Origin of the sequence: Rubinisphaera margarita, assembly GCF_022267515.1 — a bacterium.
GTDB lineage: Bacteria > Planctomycetota > Planctomycetia > Planctomycetales > Planctomycetaceae > Rubinisphaera > Rubinisphaera margarita.
In genome coordinates this window covers 114,786-129,891 of the sequence record NZ_JAKFGB010000009.1, presented here as the reverse complement: position 1 = coordinate 129,891, position 15,106 = coordinate 114,786, and the positions used below count along the sequence as shown (strand labels likewise).

Sequence of the window (15,106 nt, the reverse complement as noted above, 5' to 3'; positions counted from 1 at the left end):
GGGCCAGCTCAATCAGGAGAGCCTGTTATCAGCCACTCACTCCGGGCGTTGCTCGATCAGTTCCGCGGCGCCCTGCTCAACGAGTTCGCGGGCAACTTCGGCTCCGAGATTGCGGGCGTTCTCGCAGGCGGCATCGAAGTACTCGTGAGTGAGGGCATCACGCCCGACGGGCATGCCGGCTGTGGCTTCGAGTTTCACAGTCCCGTCGCGAGACAGCACGACGCCGGTCAGCAGCAGCTCGGTGACATCTTCATCAAGCCGGCAGTCAACGCCCACCGGCGCATGGCAGCCGGCTCTCAGAGCGGCCAGGAGAGCCCGCTCGGCTGTGGTGGCCAGACAGACGTCGGCTTCCGTCAGCTCTCGCAGCAGATCAATGACGGGCCTGTTGTCACGCCGGCATTCGAGTCCCAAGGCTCCCTGCCCGACCGCAGGGAACATCACCGGAGGCTGCAAACGGCAGGAAAGGCGATCGTGCCATCCGAGGCGGAGCAGACCGGCTGAGGCGAGAATAAGAGCATCGTACTCACCATCGTCGAGCTTCTTGAGCCGCGTGTTCAAGTTCCCCCGGATCTCCGCCAGTTGAAGATCAGGACGAGTCGCAAGAAGTTGCGCCTGACGGCGAAGGCTTCCCGTTCCAATCTTCGCGTTCTCCGGCAGGACGGCCAGCGGGTTGGCGGGATCTACCTTCTCTTCTTTGCGGCTCGCCGGAAGCACGAGAGCATCCCACTTCACTTCCCGCTCCGGAATGCCGGCCAGAATAAGATCCGGCTCCAGAATCTCGGTCGGCAGATCCTTCAGGCTATGCACGGCAATGTCGGCCCGGTTTTCCAGAATGGCTCGCTGGACTTCGCGGGTGAAGACGCCCGTACCGCCCATCTGGTGCAGCGGCTGCGTCTGATCGGCGTCGCCGCGAGTGGTCACGTCGACGAGTTGGACATCGAGTTCGGGGTCGACGGCGCGTATCAGATCGGCGACGTGATTCGCCTGCCACAGCGCCAGTTGACTTGCTCGAGTTGCGATCCGGATCTGCTTCATAGCTCTTACTCAATCACTGCTGTCGACCTCTCGATCGAGATCACATTTCTTCAACACGGACGGCACCAGCGGCCGAAACCGCATCGTAATCGGGGAGCCCGGAGGAAAACTAGGGACCGACGACTGGCAGACAGACAACGTGCGATTTCGTCCGCACGATCAGCCGTCCGTCTGCAAAGGCCGGGGTAGCCCGGGATTCTTCCTCCAGAGCGACGCGGCTCCGCTCGATCGCCTCGCGTCCGGTCGCCAGAACCACGAGGTTGCCATCGGTATCGACGTTCAACACGTTCTCCCCCACACAGATTGGCGATGCGAAGTAGTTGCCGCCGACGCGATGCTGCCAGACTTTCCGTCCAGTCGCTGCTTCCACGCAGGTGACAATTCCCAGATCGCCCCACAGGTAAAGCAATCCCTCCTTCTCGACGGGAGTGGGCACATGCGGAGCCCCCCGCTCGATGCGGTACGCCTCCTCAATACCCTGCTCGCCTCCCGCGTTGCGACGGAGCACAACGACGTTTCTCTCGCCTCCCTGGGCTCCGCTTCCGGTAATCAGCAACCCCTGCTCCGTCACAAAGGGCGACAGAATTGCCCGCTGCGAAAAGTCACCGAACGGAGCGATTTCCCAGAGGACCTCACCGCTCTTCGGCTTGACGCCAATCACACCTTCGAAGCAATGAGAGAAGACGATTTCCGGAGAGCCATCGGCAGCCTGAAAGAGTCCGGGCGTGGGATAGCAGGCGCGTTCCCCTTTTCGATCGAGCCGCCAGAGTTCTTCTCCCGTCTCAGCAGAAATCGCCACGAGAAAGCTCGGCTGCTTCTGATCGTGAGCCACGTACACGACGTCCTCAAAGACCATCGGCGAACTGGCTCCCCCCTGCCCGTGCGTATAAGGACCGAGTCCGAATTCCCAGAGCGATTCCCCATCGAGCGTGAAGGCATTCAGAACGGAGTTCTCTGGATCCTGCCAGAGGACAAAGAGTCGATTGCCATCGATGGCCGGCGTGCTGGCTGCAAACGCATTGTTCTTGTGCTTCTTATAAGCCGCGAAGGGGAATCCCTTCCGCCAGATTTCATCTCCCGTCGTCAGATCAAGACAGAGCAGAACCCGCTGGCTGGACGCCTCATCCGCGCCCGTAACGAATACCTTTTCTCCGGCGATCACCGGCGAAGAAACTCCCGTTCCGGGCAGAGCCGTTCGCCACGCCACCGGTTGCTCAGAGAACGTCCCCGACCACGCCACATTGGAGACGACACCCCGCCCTTCCGGGCCTCGAAACCGGGGCCACTCCTCGGCCTGAACCGAGAGTGTCAGCAGGACAACAAGTGCGAGACTGGCAAGGGCCTTCATGGACGCGGCTCCTGTCGGGAGGATGTGAATGCTGCAAACCTCAAGAGGGGTGACACCCAGTTATACCAGATTGGAACCCGATCCGGCACGATCCGTACCGCTGGAAACTGGAGGGAAATCACCGACGGTGAGAAGGGGGATTTGCAGAATCGCCTCTCTCCAATCAACCGCTCTATCCGGCATCCGCCCAGGCAGTTAATGCTCCCTGCACCGGCGCGGAAGCGAATTCAGGACAACGTTCAATTCGTGACATATAGTTGAGCAGCCAGCACTGCGATCCCGTGAACCCTATGTTGCCCAGGAGTCTCTCCCATGTCATCCGATCCATGGAGCCGCCCTTCCCTCGAAGACCTTCGTCAAATCCTGGAAAGTATCGGAAAACCGGGTTCAGATAACGTTCGGGCTGTCGACCGGCTCGAACTGTCGGTGCCTGCGGAAATCGTAACGAGCCGCGGCAACACCATCTCCGCGGTGACGCGTGAGATCAGCCGTTTCGGCTTGGGCCTGCTGCATCGCGGAGCTCTTCAGCCCGGCGAAGTGACCGTAAAAATGGCCAGCGAGAACCGCCAGTTCGACTACCGCGTCGAAATCAAATGGTGTACCCCCTGCGACCGCGGCATGTTCATCAGCGGCGGCGAGTTTCTCGCGAAGGAAGAGAATTAACAGCCACCCTGCCCTACGGCAGTGGACTCCTCTGCAGTGGACACATTGAAAGTCGGACAGCCTCGTTGATCGGCTTCGTACCTGATCGCGTGCCCCTTCTGTTCACCTGCTCGCACCGCTCCTGATTCCCGGTCGGATTCCGGTCGGATCTGACCGCCGAGCCGCGCTGTGAGCCGCTCCTCCTGCGCGAAATCGGAGCCCTTGCAAGCCCTTATTCGGGTCATTCTTTTTATCCATCTCGTGCGGATTCTCCTGTTTTTAGGGCCTTTTCGTGCTGTATTGATTGACAATAGGCCCCGCGCGTACTTTACTACGGTCTCTTTGTTCGATTCGAACGACGCACCACGATTATCAACGAAGTTTGTAACGCACCCCTATTGGAGGCTCGCATGGCTGCGAAACAAGAAAAGCCAATGTCGAAAACGGAAATTCTCAATTCCCTGTCGGAGTCGACAGGTCTCAGCAAGAAGGAAGTCAGCTCCGTTCTGGATTCCCTCAACTCGCTGATTGAGCAGAATCTCGGCAAGAAGGGCCCCGGAGTGTTCAACATGCCCGGTCTCTTCAAGATTCAAGTGACCCGCAAGCCAGCCACGAAAGCCACCCAGCGCCCGAATCCGTTCAAACCGGGCGAAATGATGGAAGTCAAAGCCAAGCCGGCCCGCAACGTGGTCAAAGTTCGCCCTCTCAAGGGGCTGAAGGATATGGTCTAAACGACCATCAGGACGAGGCTCTTGTTCAGCCGCTTCCGCAATTTCAACGGACCAGACTGCAGGCAGCCGACAGGTGGCTGCCTGGCCTGATCCGGCGACTCTCAGTGTCGCATCCGACCCGTTGACAGCCTGCCACTGTTTGATCGCCACATCCTGACGAGACCGGCCTTAAACCTCTCTTCAGCGTTTGGAGAAAAAATTGGGGCGAGAAGGCTTGCCAGCAATCACCGTACCAGTATAATCCGGTTACGTTAGGTCAGTGGATGTCGTCGATTGAATTCAGAGAGTTTCGCACGAATTGCGGCGGAGGAAGAGCAAGATGCTGGTCCTGTCACGGAAAAAAAATGAGAGCATCGTGATCGATGATCGGATTGTGATCACGGTTGTCGATATTCGAGGTGATAAAGTACGCCTGGGAATCGAAGCTCCCAAAGACGTTTCGATCCATCGCAGCGAAGTTTACGAAGCAATCAAAGCCCAGCTCGAAGCCAAAGATGTTGACGAACCTGTCACCTGACAGCGTGTCTCACCTCGAAACCCACCTCACTTTGGCTCAAGGCATCTGCGGTTAATTGCCGAAAACCTAAATCATCCCGGATGATTACTCATCCGAGTCAATAAGCTACCCGGCCCCATCGTCTAGTCAGGCCTAGGACACCGGATTTTCAGTCCGATAACGGGGGTTCAAATCCCCCTGGGGTCATTTCCCTCCCGAGATCTCGGGAGGGATTTTTTATGCGCGACTCGAATGCTACTCGGAAGGCACATCGTTGAGCTCTGTCCTCCGATGTCTCGTGGAGCAGGCTACTCGCGGCAACAGCAGGCTCACGGGAATGGGGTCGCCGATCAGTTCGCGGCCTGACCCGCATTTCAGCCCAATCTCAAGTGAGGGCTACGCCGGCCAGGGGTCGAGCAGTCGGCTTTCAGAGCAGACTCAATATTCGACGGCAGGCGTTTGCCGGAGCAAACTCAGCATGGCAGAGGATGGCCGCCGAGCGACTGCAGGAGAAGCATGACAATGCTTTAGAAGTCGTACCACATGCCGATGCCGTACAGCTGTTCCCAGTCATTCAGGAACGAAAGCTGAAGCGACTGCCCGTTGTAGTACTGCAGTCCGATGCGGAACAGGCTTTCTTTTTCGACGCCCCGCCACTGCACGCCCGTCACGACATTCACGCCGCCGCTCCATCTTACTTCTTCGCGAATCAGCCCGCTAACCGCAAAGAACGGATCGGGCCGACTGATGGGCGTCGTGCAAATCGGCGAATAATCGACTCCGAACTGGAAGTGCCACGGCTCCGCCCCTCCGTTCTTGTTGTAGGCGTAGTCCGCTTCGGCATAGAGACGCAACTCAGGGACCGGGAAATACCCGCCCCCCAGGACGATCGAATCCCGCAGATAATCGAGCCGCGGATAGGTCGGGTTCCGCAGCAGGAACTCATCACCGAGGTGAGAACTGATGTGATACCATTCGAGTTTCGCCTGAAACTGACCCTGCCGCCAGGTCAACGGGACACCGACTTTGAAGTCCACGGCATCCAGGTCGAGATTCTCACCAAATACAAGGCGAGGAAATGCTCCGCCCCAGACATCCAGCTGCCAGCCCTCGTTGTGATCTTCGCGAGCCGTGCCGTATCGCATAATTCCCGCCCGGCCCCCGGCTTCCAGCTCCCAGATCCAGCCGGTTCCGTTCAGGTACAACAGCGACTGAGCCAGTCGCGGCTCACGGGGTGCTCCGAGATAGGAACTGTACAGTAAATCGGACGGCAGCAAGGTCCACTGATAATACTCGCTCCCCTGATACGGGAGGCAGTACTCGTCACGGCTACCGTGTGAATCCAGCGAGTAAGGGAGATCGACCGGGCCACGCGGCGGAGCCGCCCCGTCGAAGTTGAGTTCATAAGGAGATTGATAGACTTCACCGTGGCCTCCGTGTCCCGGGCCTTCCTGAAAGGTGTGGCCTCCGGGCATCGGCAGAACAACCGGGGGCTGAGGAACACTGGAATCTGTTCCCCGATAGTTCCCGGGTGGACCATACGGACTTTGTGCAGGCGGCGCCGGCGGCATCGACGGACGAAGGACCGGCTCTGTCGCAGCCGTTTGGCGATAGCTCGATGTCGGCGGACCGGCAGCGTGCGGCTGGGGCGAATGCAACTGGGCAAGACTCGCAGCCGGGCTCGCAAACAGGCAGATGATGAGCCCGCAGAATCGCCGGGCCACGTCAATACAGCTGGGGAAACGGCACATCGAAGAACCTGAGATCGGTCTTGGGAGGGGATGTTCAAAGGAAGGGCTGGGCCTTATACCCCATCAATCCGCATCGCACCAGAGGAATCAACGGCCCCCGAATCCTGGGTGTTTACGACACAAGGGGGACTCCTTTTTTGTAGCTCTTACAACGACTTGAACACATCCAGCAGCCGGCCACGGAAGGCTCGCAGCGAAAATTGGTCAGCTCTCTCGCGACATCGATCCGCTCGCTTCCGCCATTCCGACCGGCTCATCAGAGCTGCGACAGCGTCACTGAAATCGTCAGTCGTCCGACACAGGAAGCCATCCGTCTCGCCAAGTTGCTCACAGAAACCACCTGCATCGTCGACAATCGGTACGCATCCGCACCGCATTGCCTCAGCCACTGTTCGACCGAACGTCTCCCTGAGGTCGGGATGGTGATAGAGCATTGCGTGCCACTCGTGAAGCCGACTTCGTGCTCCAAATTCGGCGTTATGAAACGCGACTCGACCACCACAGGCTTCGGCCAGTCGATCTTTCAGCTCCTCTGGACAACCGACGAACTCCCACTCAACTGCAGGATGTCGCCGGGCCAGAGTGTCATAGAACTCAATCAGAGCCTCGGGCCACTTTCGAGCAGTCGGCGTGCAGATCCGCCCGACTTTGAAACCGTCGGTCGCCCTCGTGCGTCCTTCAATCGGAGCAAGCGGCACCCCCTGATGCAGAACACTCCACTCTCGTTGTCCCAGCAGTTCACGGAGGTATTGCGAGCAACAGGCGGTTCGATGAGCCGCCGCATGTCCGCGAGCCGAAGAATGCACATACTGCACGATCGGAACCGAAGGCAGATCGGCACCACTATTCCAATGCACCTCGCGACTGGAGATGTTATGCAGCAGCACGAGATCAGCGGACCTGACCGCGTCGGTCCACTCCAGTTGCCTGGCATGCTCAATCCGGCAATGCCGAAAGGCGATCTGAGTCACCCGCGTCGGAGGACTTCGAAAAAGAACGTGATGTTCCACCTCCGGAAGTGCCCGAGTGACGGACCAGGCACAAGCCGCGGTCCCTCCAACAATGTTGCCCACGTTGCAATATTGCAGCAGCCGCATCTAGCCTCTCCCAACAGCCGCATCCCCGGCCCACTTCAAAAGAAAGCGGCTGCGGTCACGCTGCCACAACACGGAACGCTCGTGAACTCGTTGCGTCGACTGGTGCCCGCGATGCCTCAGCACCCCCTTCGGGAGCAGGCGCGAACTCGCAGCGACCCCCAGCAGCGCTCTCCACCGAAGCTGCCAGTCCGTATCCGACCAGTACAGAGACATCGCCTCGTCGAACCGCCCGACCTCTGCAAAGAGCTTCATACTGAAGCCCACACACCAGCCGGCCAGCATCGAAGACCAATCCGTCCCAGGATCGAACATCGCGATCCGATCGAGCAGCCGTTCCCGTCGACGCTCGGCTCCCAACAACTGACGAGGGTTCTCTTCCAGGAGGCGAACGGCCGTCCCAATCCATGGCTGCAGCGTCATCGCGTCATTATTCAGAAGCACAGCGTAAGACGTTCGCACCGCCTGAAGCCCCAGGTTCCAGGCAGACGTTACTCCCTGATGGGGCTGCGAAAGAACCGTTACTTTGTGCCCCAGGTATCTCCGGGCGCACTCCGCCTCAACAGGTGCACTCCCGTCATCAACCACGACAACATTCACCGCTCCCTCATGGTGCCGCCAGAGTGAAGAACAACAGGAAATTGTTTCCTCCCAGGCGTTGTACTGAGGAATTACAACCGTCAGCTGCTGGCAGAGACATTTATCCGACTTCATTGATCTCCACCGACTCGCGCTGCATGCGTTGAATCTCTCTTCGACGGACGTCTTGATCCATCATCCGCAGTGGCAGATCGGCTTCATCGTCGGCGGGCTCATCGTCTGCCATCTGTTCACACGCAATCGGCCGATCCTTCCCGTCCGGTGACCAGTGCAGCGGACGGAAATCCCGCATGGTCCACTGCAGTGCCGGCAGTCGCGGCTCGGTCCGTTCATATAGCCCAACTGTCGGCTCGCTGAGTGGCCCAATCAATCCAGTCAAGTCGCCGACGACTTCGGCGATGTCGCGATACGGGAAATAATCGTTCAGACGGCTTCCCGGCGTAACGGACACCAACTCCAGTCCGGCCATGGTCATCGAGCGTCGCGCCAGCCGCAGATATTGCACAACCCTCATGTAGTGCTGATCAGTCGCCACTGCGGCTTGAAACGATTTTCTTTGCTCAAAGTGATACAGCTGGCCCGGTGCACATCGAATCAGTTCGCGTCGCGACACCCCTGCCTTTTCACACGCAGCCGTCACATCCGCCAGCGCTTTCCCATTCGGCAGCTTCGCACCCTTTTCCAGAGACATACGACACAGCTCCGCCGAGGCCTTGATATGAAGATCGCACCCAGCCAGATAAATCCTGCGAAACCCCAGCTGAAACAGGATATCGATCGCCTGCACGAAGCTGTCGTTCCAGTCGACAATCCTTCGATGCGATTCACTGACAAATCGCTGAAAGCCACGGTGGCGATCTCCTTCGAAGAAGTACAGATTCGGACATTCGCACACTTTGTAGGTCGTCTCCGGAACCAGGTCCATCGCCCGCCGCTCGTGCACAAACTTCATGATGCCGGGATCCAGATAAACCGATTTCAGGAATCGCACGGTCGGATCGTACGCCGTCCAAAACGTCGGACGCAGGAGCCCGGTCCCCGCCAGATTGATCCCCATCCGCGGAATCGGCGTCTGCAAAATCTGGTCAGCGACTTCGGCCGTTAGAGACGGTCCGCCCCCAATCAGCCAACACGCACTGGGCATGGGACCGCCGAAGGAACCCGCCAGTTGGGACGCAATCCGCTCGCGATCCGTTCCCGCTCGAAAGAATACCGGTGACTCTTCTTCCATCCTTCGCTCTTTCGTTTGATCGTTGCGTTTGCCTACTACCACAGGGTGCTGTCTGTGTCCGCGCTCCCTTCAGACTCGAATCCCGCCGAGGACATCCCGTCCGAACCATGCCAGCCACTGCTCTCCACACTCTGGCTTCCTTCGATCCAGGAAGAACGCTCTTCCCATGTCTCCGTCCCGTCCGCACCCGAAGAAAGATCCGGCTCTGTCGACCCACCCTGTTCAGACGAATCTTCCCACGACCCCGATGCCGTTACGCCGGACTCGTCCCAGCTCGACTCGTCTCCGTGGTCCGAACTGGTCACCTCCGCCCACGAACTGACGTCACTCCCGGAGTCCACACCCTCAGTTGTGCCGCCCGACGTGTTCGGATCGCTTGTTCCGCCAGAGTGACTCCAGTCGCTGCTTCCTTCACTCGCACTCACAGGCTCCGTCAGGTCAGAATCAATCATGGAGTCTGCGGTCACGGAGTCAGAATCACGGGTTCCCACATCGCCCGAGGATGCCGAAGACTCTGCCGACCAACTCGATCTCCCCGTCGTCTCCTCGCTCACTGCTTCACTCGATTCGCCACTCATTCCAGAAGTTCCCGCCGAACCCTCCTCACTGAGAGGTCCTTCCGACGTGCCCGACCAGCCGCTCATCTCCGTGGATGCCGGCGTCGTTCCACCCGAACTCCCACTCTCCTTCGCGGAATCCAGCGATGACCACGAATCACTCACTTCGCTGGAACCCAGGGAACTCCAGTCCGAGCGGACTAAGCTCGTCAAATCCGATCCAATGCTCGTCGCCGAGTCCTCTGACGTCGCCGAATCATCCGAAGTCAAGCCTTCGCTACTTTCGCTCTCCGACACTCCACTTCCGTCGGTATTGCTGTTCTCAGTCAGCGACAGGCCCTCCGAGGAGAGCGTCAGATCCGAGCCCCCGAAGTTCGAAATCCTGTCCGGAAGCTCCCACCGCTCGTCATGGGGCGGCTCAGGCCAGAGATTCCTCGGATCTTCCGGCCCCAACTCAATCTGCAACACCGGAGCATGGTCGAACAGCACGCGAACTCGCTCCGCCTGCATCGTGACCAGTTCCGTCCCATTCCGGTCCCGCAACTGAACCTTCCCCTCCCAGGGAACTGGCAGCACCGATTGCGGCTTCGTCTGCAACGCATACTGGGTCACCGGATGCGCATACACACGAAAGAACTCCGTCACGAACGCCCGCGAATCCTCCTGCGTCCGGATCCAGGGAATCCAGATTCGTATCCGACGCTCGCCATACTCCTCAATGCTCGCCGGCTGCCGATAGTTCCCCCGCCATCGAAACGAACGCCGCGCCACCTGAGACGAATCGTCCCGTCGATCGTAAACGTAATCCCCGGTCAGCATGACCCGATTAAACAGCCGCTCCCGCGACCGCGAACTCGCCAGGCGAGTCAAATCCCGATGTTCCTCGTACGTCGCCAGCAATTCCTCACGAGGCTGCAGAAAGAAGAACCGCCGTTCCGCATCGACACCCCAGCTCGCATTCCCGGCTCGCAAAGCCAGGTCCTTGATCACGCTGCGAACAGTCTCCTCGCCGTGAAACTTCAACGTCGTCACGTCATCAACCAGCGTGCCCGTCTCAATGAGATCAGGAACATGCAGAATGTGTGTCTTCCCGGCGACATACTGCTCAATCAGCTTGCGAATCAACTCCGCCGAGTTGACCACATAGTCCTGAGACTCCACGTCGTGATTCGGGTCGTTGCCAAACTGATCCGTCCGTCCATACCGATGAGGCTTCGGCCCGCCCGAAACCGCGGTCAACGCTCCAGGAAAGACTTCCGTCAGCTCAACCCCCGCCCCCTCCAGCTGAACCCGCATCCCTGCTGGAGAATCACAGTCCACCTGCTCAACGCGTCCAAAGTACCACCGAACCCCGGTCGAGTACTCAAACGCAATCCAATGCCCCGGCTCAATCCCATCCCGACTCATGAACTCCTGATTCAACCGGAGTTCACCCGGCCCACACCCGCCTTGCCGATGCAACTCAAACCAGCAGCGCTTCACCGCACTCTGCGACAACACCCCCAGAAAATCCTCCGGGTCATGCCCATAGTGCAGTATCAACCTCTGATAACTCACCACTCCTCCTCAATAGACTGAACCCCGAAACTCCCGTTTCCGCCCAGCCATCCGGACACCACCCAACGAATAATCTCCACGCAGCACCCAGCGCCTAACGCCTAACGCCCAGCCCCTACCCCCCACCCCGCAACACCGGATCATCCGCATGCAACACCAGCGAATACACATAAAGTTCCGGCCGCGTCAGGTCATACACGAACCGCGTCACACTGCACTCCTGGAAGTAGCGAGAGCTTTCATCCCCCTCATCGCGGTACAGATAAACCGAGAACGACGCATCCCCGTCCGCATGAAAAACCGCTCTCAGGTCCTCCAGGGCGGCCAGCATCTCAACCTCACTCAACAGAAGTTGATCGCCAACCCGGGCCACTTCCCCGTGAAGCGTGATATCCACCCCATTCCGCGATCGCCCAACCGTCCCGTCACCGTCTTCCAGCAGCACCTTATACCGCTCAAAATCCCAGCTCTCCTGAATCTGCACCTTCGTAATCGGTTGCGGCAACGCATGGAACGTCCCCGCTTTCAGAATCGCCGGCCGGAACACCAATCCCATCTTCGCCCCCCGCTTCTACCAGACCGAACCCGACTGGACGGACCACGGCTTCACCCGCGGCGATTCCGCAATCGATGCCCCGCAAACTCCAGATCCCGTACCAGCTCATTCAGATCGACCGGCTGCGACACATGAATCGAAATCTCCCCGAACTGATTCACCGTCTGCTCACCCTCACCGCCACTCTTCCGCGCAGGCAACTCCGCCTTCGCCGTCCGTCCCTGATTGAGATCATCCAGCCGCCCGATTCCGATCTCTGCCACAGCCGACTGTTGAAGCACAAACTCTCCCGCCGTCAGCCAGGCCGGCACCCGATCAATCCCCGAGCGTCCCGTCACCATCCCACCCGAAGAATACCCTCGCCCGCCATTCGACACCCGCGACGATCCGCCGCCCCCGCCGCCATTCCCCTGCACACCACCGCCGCCCGGATTCGTACCTCCACCAACCGGCGGCACCCCGACACCTCCGCCGCCACCGCCGGAAAGCGACGCCAGCTGCGCCGCCACTCGAGCGATCATCGCACTCAACTGCCCCAACGCCTGCATCGCCGGCGAAACATCAATCGACACCGACATCCCACTCAACTGTCGCACCTGACTCGCCACCTGGCCCAACCGACTCGACACCTGAGCCAACGGCGACATCAGACTGCGAAACTGCGAACCAAGCCGCGACACAGCCGCCCCCGACTGCCCCAGCCGATTCAACTGCTCATTCAAAGACTCCAGCCGCCCCAGTACCTCGTCCAGTTCCCCCTGAAACTGAGAACTGTCCGCCAGAATCTGAATACTCAACGACTCACTAAACGACATCACCTCTCCAATACGCTTTGAGTACGCGCCAGACGCGTGCCATGCCCCCTAACGCCTGGCGCCCAGCGCCTAACGCCTAAATCCTCGAAACAACCGGCGCCACCACAAACGCCTTCCCGGTGAACGAGATCACATTGAACTCATCCCCTTCCGAAAGACTCAGCGTCTCCCGATACACCTTCTCGAAGACCACCTTCTCACTCGCCACGCCGGCCGGATCAATCACCCGGAACTCCAGCGTCAACGTCTCCTGCTCGCCATCCGCCGACGTGCTCGCCACCCCCGTCCCCGAAGCCAGCGTCAGAAACTCATACAACTGAAGTGGATCCGCCCCGTCAGCTCCCTTGCCAATCAGCTGCGTCCACTTCGCGGAAAACGAAAGCGAGACCGACGCCTCATCTCCTTTCCGCAGATGCCCTCCCGCAATCCGTCCCCGATCCTTGATCTCGATCGTGTTGACCCGCTCCGTCCAGGTCAGGTCCCCCTCATCCAGCAACACCGTCAACGATTGCGGCGTCGGCTGCGTCCCGTCCTGCAACACCAGCTCCGCATCCCGCAGATTCCTCACCAGGTTCGTCACCGCCATTCCCATCCCTCACTTTCACTGCATCATCTGTGCGATTCCCCGAGCACTCACCAGCACATGCTGAAGCTCGCTCCCCAGCACCCGCTGCTCAATCCTCGAAAGATCCCGCACCTCGACATCACCCATCCGGGCATAGCCGACCGCCGGCTTCGCCACGTCCGCAAAGTCCCGCACCGCCCACACCCGCCGCGAAATCGCATCACGAGTCGCATCCACCAGCCCCGGCATCGTTTTCAAATCCGTCCCGCGTTTCGCAAAGCAATGCACATCGAGGAGAAACCGCATCGACTTCAATCCCACACGCGTACTCGGCAACTCCAGAGAACTCGGCACCTGCAACTCCACCCAGGATGACTCCGAAGTAAAGTCGCACTTCATCCCGGGATAAATCGACGGACACCCACCCGCGAACGTCTCCTCCCAGAACCCCATCAAACTCTGCAACAGATCCCGACTCTCAACCATCAACATCATCCCCCCACAGCCCCGGCTCTCACCCGCCCAAACGACTCTCCCAGAACGGGTGTCATGCCCACGCTCGCCTGGGCATGCTCAAATCACATCAACTCCCGTAGACTGACATAGCCGCAGGCGTATCCCACCACATGGTGCATCCACCCCAGTCTGGCCCAGACGCGTACGTCTGGGTGACGAAGTCACACGAAGTCGCTCACATACGCCACCAACTCAATTGACCGCCCGCCTTGTCCGCAGCCCCACCAGCGACTCATCTCCCGTTCAGACCCCGCCGCCCGAAGTCATCGCCCGCACCACTCCATCCAACACCTTCCGAGCCGCCTCCAACCGAGATCCCTCCAACGCCCGACGCACCATCGCTCGCCCCGGCCGTCCCCGCGCCCCGTACTCCAGGAAGACTTCATACTCCACGAAGTTCGCCGCCTCGAGTCGACTCCGCTCCCCTTCGTCATAAGCCGACGCCATCCCTTCGCCCTGGCCAGCTCCGCCAGACCCCAGCATCTGCTCAGCCGCCTCCCAGCCCGCTCGCGAACGCCCCGTATCAACCGGATGATCAGCAATGACCCGCGAAAGCACATTCCGCCCCGCGTCCCGGAGGCTCTCCGTCCGCTCTCGTCCAATCCGCGAACGCCCCGCCCCCCACCTCGTCAACAGCTCGCCGACATCCGACTCCACCGAGATCTGCATACTTCACGACTCCCCAACTCCACCGACTGTGCCATTCGCTCCGCCCAGCGCCGTCGATTCACCGACGCCGCACGGCCAGGTCGAACAATCCCCCCTCACTCATGTAGCGGAACTCCTCGATCGCATACTCTTCGCCACGCACAATCACCCGGTCCGTCAACGCCGGACAGTCCTCCGGCAACTCCTCGCTCCGTACCAGCACCTGCAACTTCGCCCCCCGCGTCTGCTCGGCTGCCTTCTCAATCCCTTCGTCACGAACCGTCCCCACCAGGCCGACCACATCCCGGTCGTCCCACGACTCCGTCACCGTCCCTGCTTCCACATCCACTTCCGTAGACACGATCCGATAAACCATCTCATCCCCCAAATCTGCGAACGCCACTCCCAGATCCGCTTCAATCAATCCCGCCAACATCCCCGCACCTCCCTACTGAGTCGCCGTCTGCCACTGGCTCTGCCGGTGCGTTTCCATCACGACCGATCCCACACCTCCGCCTGCGAAACCTCCCAACCTGGTTCCGCATCCCCCTCACGCTTCAGCCGCTCCCGCAGCAGTTCTTCATACTGCTTCCGAGCCTTCAGCAACGCTTCCAGGTTCGCCTTCCGATCGACACTCGCTCTCGGATCAGTCCCCACCGCATACTTCAACGCCGACAGCTTCCCATCCCGCACCAGATTCAACACATCCAGATCAATCTGGTTCAGAATCGCATGGATCTGCTCCGTACTCAGTTCACTGCCAGCCACACCCGCCAGACTCTCCAGGTCACTCACCCCGCCCCCCTCTCAAGAAGTCGCCCCACGAATCGCCGCCTCTTCCTCCTGCCGCAACCGCTCATAGGCCAGCAACGAAACCTGCTCTTCGTACCGCATCCTCCGGAACTCAGGCCTCCGCATCCCCAGCCGTTCGCACACACGCAACTCCAGATAGACCACTCCGCGA

General features: G+C 59.8%; 17 protein-coding genes and 1 tRNA gene. 4 read left to right on the top strand and 14 right to left on the bottom strand.

Going from position 1 to position 15,106, the window contains the following annotated elements:
- Window positions 1–36: 36 nt before the first annotated feature.
- Together hemC and L1A08_RS03800 are read right to left on the bottom strand one after the other, a co-directional pair.
- Window positions 37–1,035, bottom strand: a complete 999-nt coding sequence (gene hemC / locus L1A08_RS03805; RefSeq protein WP_238754394.1) for a hydroxymethylbilane synthase — start codon at window positions 1,033–1,035, stop codon at window positions 37–39.
- A 109-nt stretch (window positions 1,036–1,144) separates the two neighbouring features.
- Window positions 1,145–2,383, bottom strand: a complete 1,239-nt coding sequence (locus tag L1A08_RS03800; protein ID WP_238754392.1) for an outer membrane protein assembly factor BamB family protein — start codon at window positions 2,381–2,383, stop codon at window positions 1,145–1,147.
- 312 nt (window positions 2,384–2,695) lie between these two features.
- On the opposite strand from L1A08_RS03800, the gene L1A08_RS03795 reads away from it, so the two are divergent.
- From L1A08_RS03795 to L1A08_RS03780, 4 genes are all read left to right on the top strand, one after another.
- The gene (locus L1A08_RS03795) at window positions 2,696–3,046 is read left to right on the top strand and encodes a PilZ domain-containing protein (protein ID WP_238754390.1); all 351 of its coding nucleotides are present in this window, start codon (window positions 2,696–2,698) and stop codon (window positions 3,044–3,046) included.
- A 389-nt stretch (window positions 3,047–3,435) separates the two neighbouring features.
- Window positions 3,436–3,756: an HU family DNA-binding protein gene (locus L1A08_RS03790; RefSeq protein WP_238754388.1), complete on the top strand. Its 321-nt coding sequence runs from the start codon at window positions 3,436–3,438 to the stop codon at window positions 3,754–3,756.
- 319 nt (window positions 3,757–4,075) lie between these two features.
- Window positions 4,076–4,273, top strand: coding sequence for a carbon storage regulator CsrA (gene csrA, locus L1A08_RS03785; protein WP_238754386.1), 198 nt, complete (start codon window positions 4,076–4,078; stop codon window positions 4,271–4,273).
- Between the two features lie 111 nt (window positions 4,274–4,384).
- Window positions 4,385–4,459, top strand: a tRNA-Glu gene (locus tag L1A08_RS03780).
- A 320-nt stretch (window positions 4,460–4,779) separates the two neighbouring features.
- Here the strand turns inward: L1A08_RS03780 and L1A08_RS03775 are convergent.
- From L1A08_RS03775 to L1A08_RS03720, 12 genes are all read right to left on the bottom strand, one after another.
- Complete coding sequence (locus tag L1A08_RS03775; RefSeq protein WP_238754384.1) at window positions 4,780–6,003, bottom strand: DUF1207 domain-containing protein; 1,224 nt, start codon at window positions 6,001–6,003, stop codon at window positions 4,780–4,782.
- A gap of 146 nt (window positions 6,004–6,149) precedes the next feature.
- Window positions 6,150–7,100 (bottom strand): glycosyltransferase family 4 protein, encoded by a 951-nt coding sequence (locus L1A08_RS03770; RefSeq protein ID WP_238754382.1) that lies wholly within the window; start codon window positions 7,098–7,100, stop codon window positions 6,150–6,152.
- On the bottom strand, window positions 7,101–7,811 hold the full coding sequence (locus L1A08_RS03765) for a glycosyltransferase family 2 protein (protein ID WP_238754380.1): 711 nt from the start codon (window positions 7,809–7,811) through the stop codon (window positions 7,101–7,103).
- Complete coding sequence (locus L1A08_RS03760) at window positions 7,798–8,928, bottom strand: hypothetical protein (protein ID WP_238754378.1); 1,131 nt, start codon at window positions 8,926–8,928, stop codon at window positions 7,798–7,800. Before L1A08_RS03760 ends, L1A08_RS03765 begins: the two co-directional genes overlap by 14 nt.
- Window positions 8,929–8,963: 35 nt before the next feature.
- Window positions 8,964–10,892: a hypothetical protein gene (locus L1A08_RS03755; RefSeq protein WP_238754376.1), complete on the bottom strand. Its 1,929-nt coding sequence runs from the start codon at window positions 10,890–10,892 to the stop codon at window positions 8,964–8,966.
- Window positions 10,893–11,157: 265 nt separating this feature from the next.
- Window positions 11,158–11,598: a hypothetical protein gene (locus L1A08_RS03750; RefSeq protein WP_238754374.1), complete on the bottom strand. Its 441-nt coding sequence runs from the start codon at window positions 11,596–11,598 to the stop codon at window positions 11,158–11,160.
- A gap of 50 nt (window positions 11,599–11,648) precedes the next feature.
- Entirely contained in the window at window positions 11,649–12,413 is a 765-nt protein-coding gene (locus L1A08_RS03745) for a hypothetical protein (RefSeq protein WP_238754372.1), read from the bottom strand.
- A 76-nt stretch (window positions 12,414–12,489) separates the two neighbouring features.
- Entirely contained in the window at window positions 12,490–12,999 is a 510-nt protein-coding gene (locus tag L1A08_RS03740) for a hypothetical protein (protein ID WP_238754370.1), read from the bottom strand.
- A gap of 15 nt (window positions 13,000–13,014) precedes the next feature.
- On the bottom strand, window positions 13,015–13,464 hold the full coding sequence (locus L1A08_RS03735) for a hypothetical protein (RefSeq protein ID WP_238754368.1): 450 nt from the start codon (window positions 13,462–13,464) through the stop codon (window positions 13,015–13,017).
- Window positions 13,465–13,737: 273 nt separating this feature from the next.
- Window positions 13,738–14,163, bottom strand: coding sequence for a hypothetical protein (locus L1A08_RS03730; RefSeq protein WP_238754366.1), 426 nt, complete (start codon window positions 14,161–14,163; stop codon window positions 13,738–13,740).
- Window positions 14,164–14,221: 58 nt separating this feature from the next.
- Entirely contained in the window at window positions 14,222–14,578 is a 357-nt protein-coding gene (locus L1A08_RS03725) for a hypothetical protein (protein ID WP_238754364.1), read from the bottom strand.
- A gap of 56 nt (window positions 14,579–14,634) precedes the next feature.
- Entirely contained in the window at window positions 14,635–14,937 is a 303-nt protein-coding gene (locus L1A08_RS03720; protein ID WP_238754362.1) for a hypothetical protein, read from the bottom strand.
- Between the last annotated feature and the right edge of the window lie 169 nt (window positions 14,938–15,106).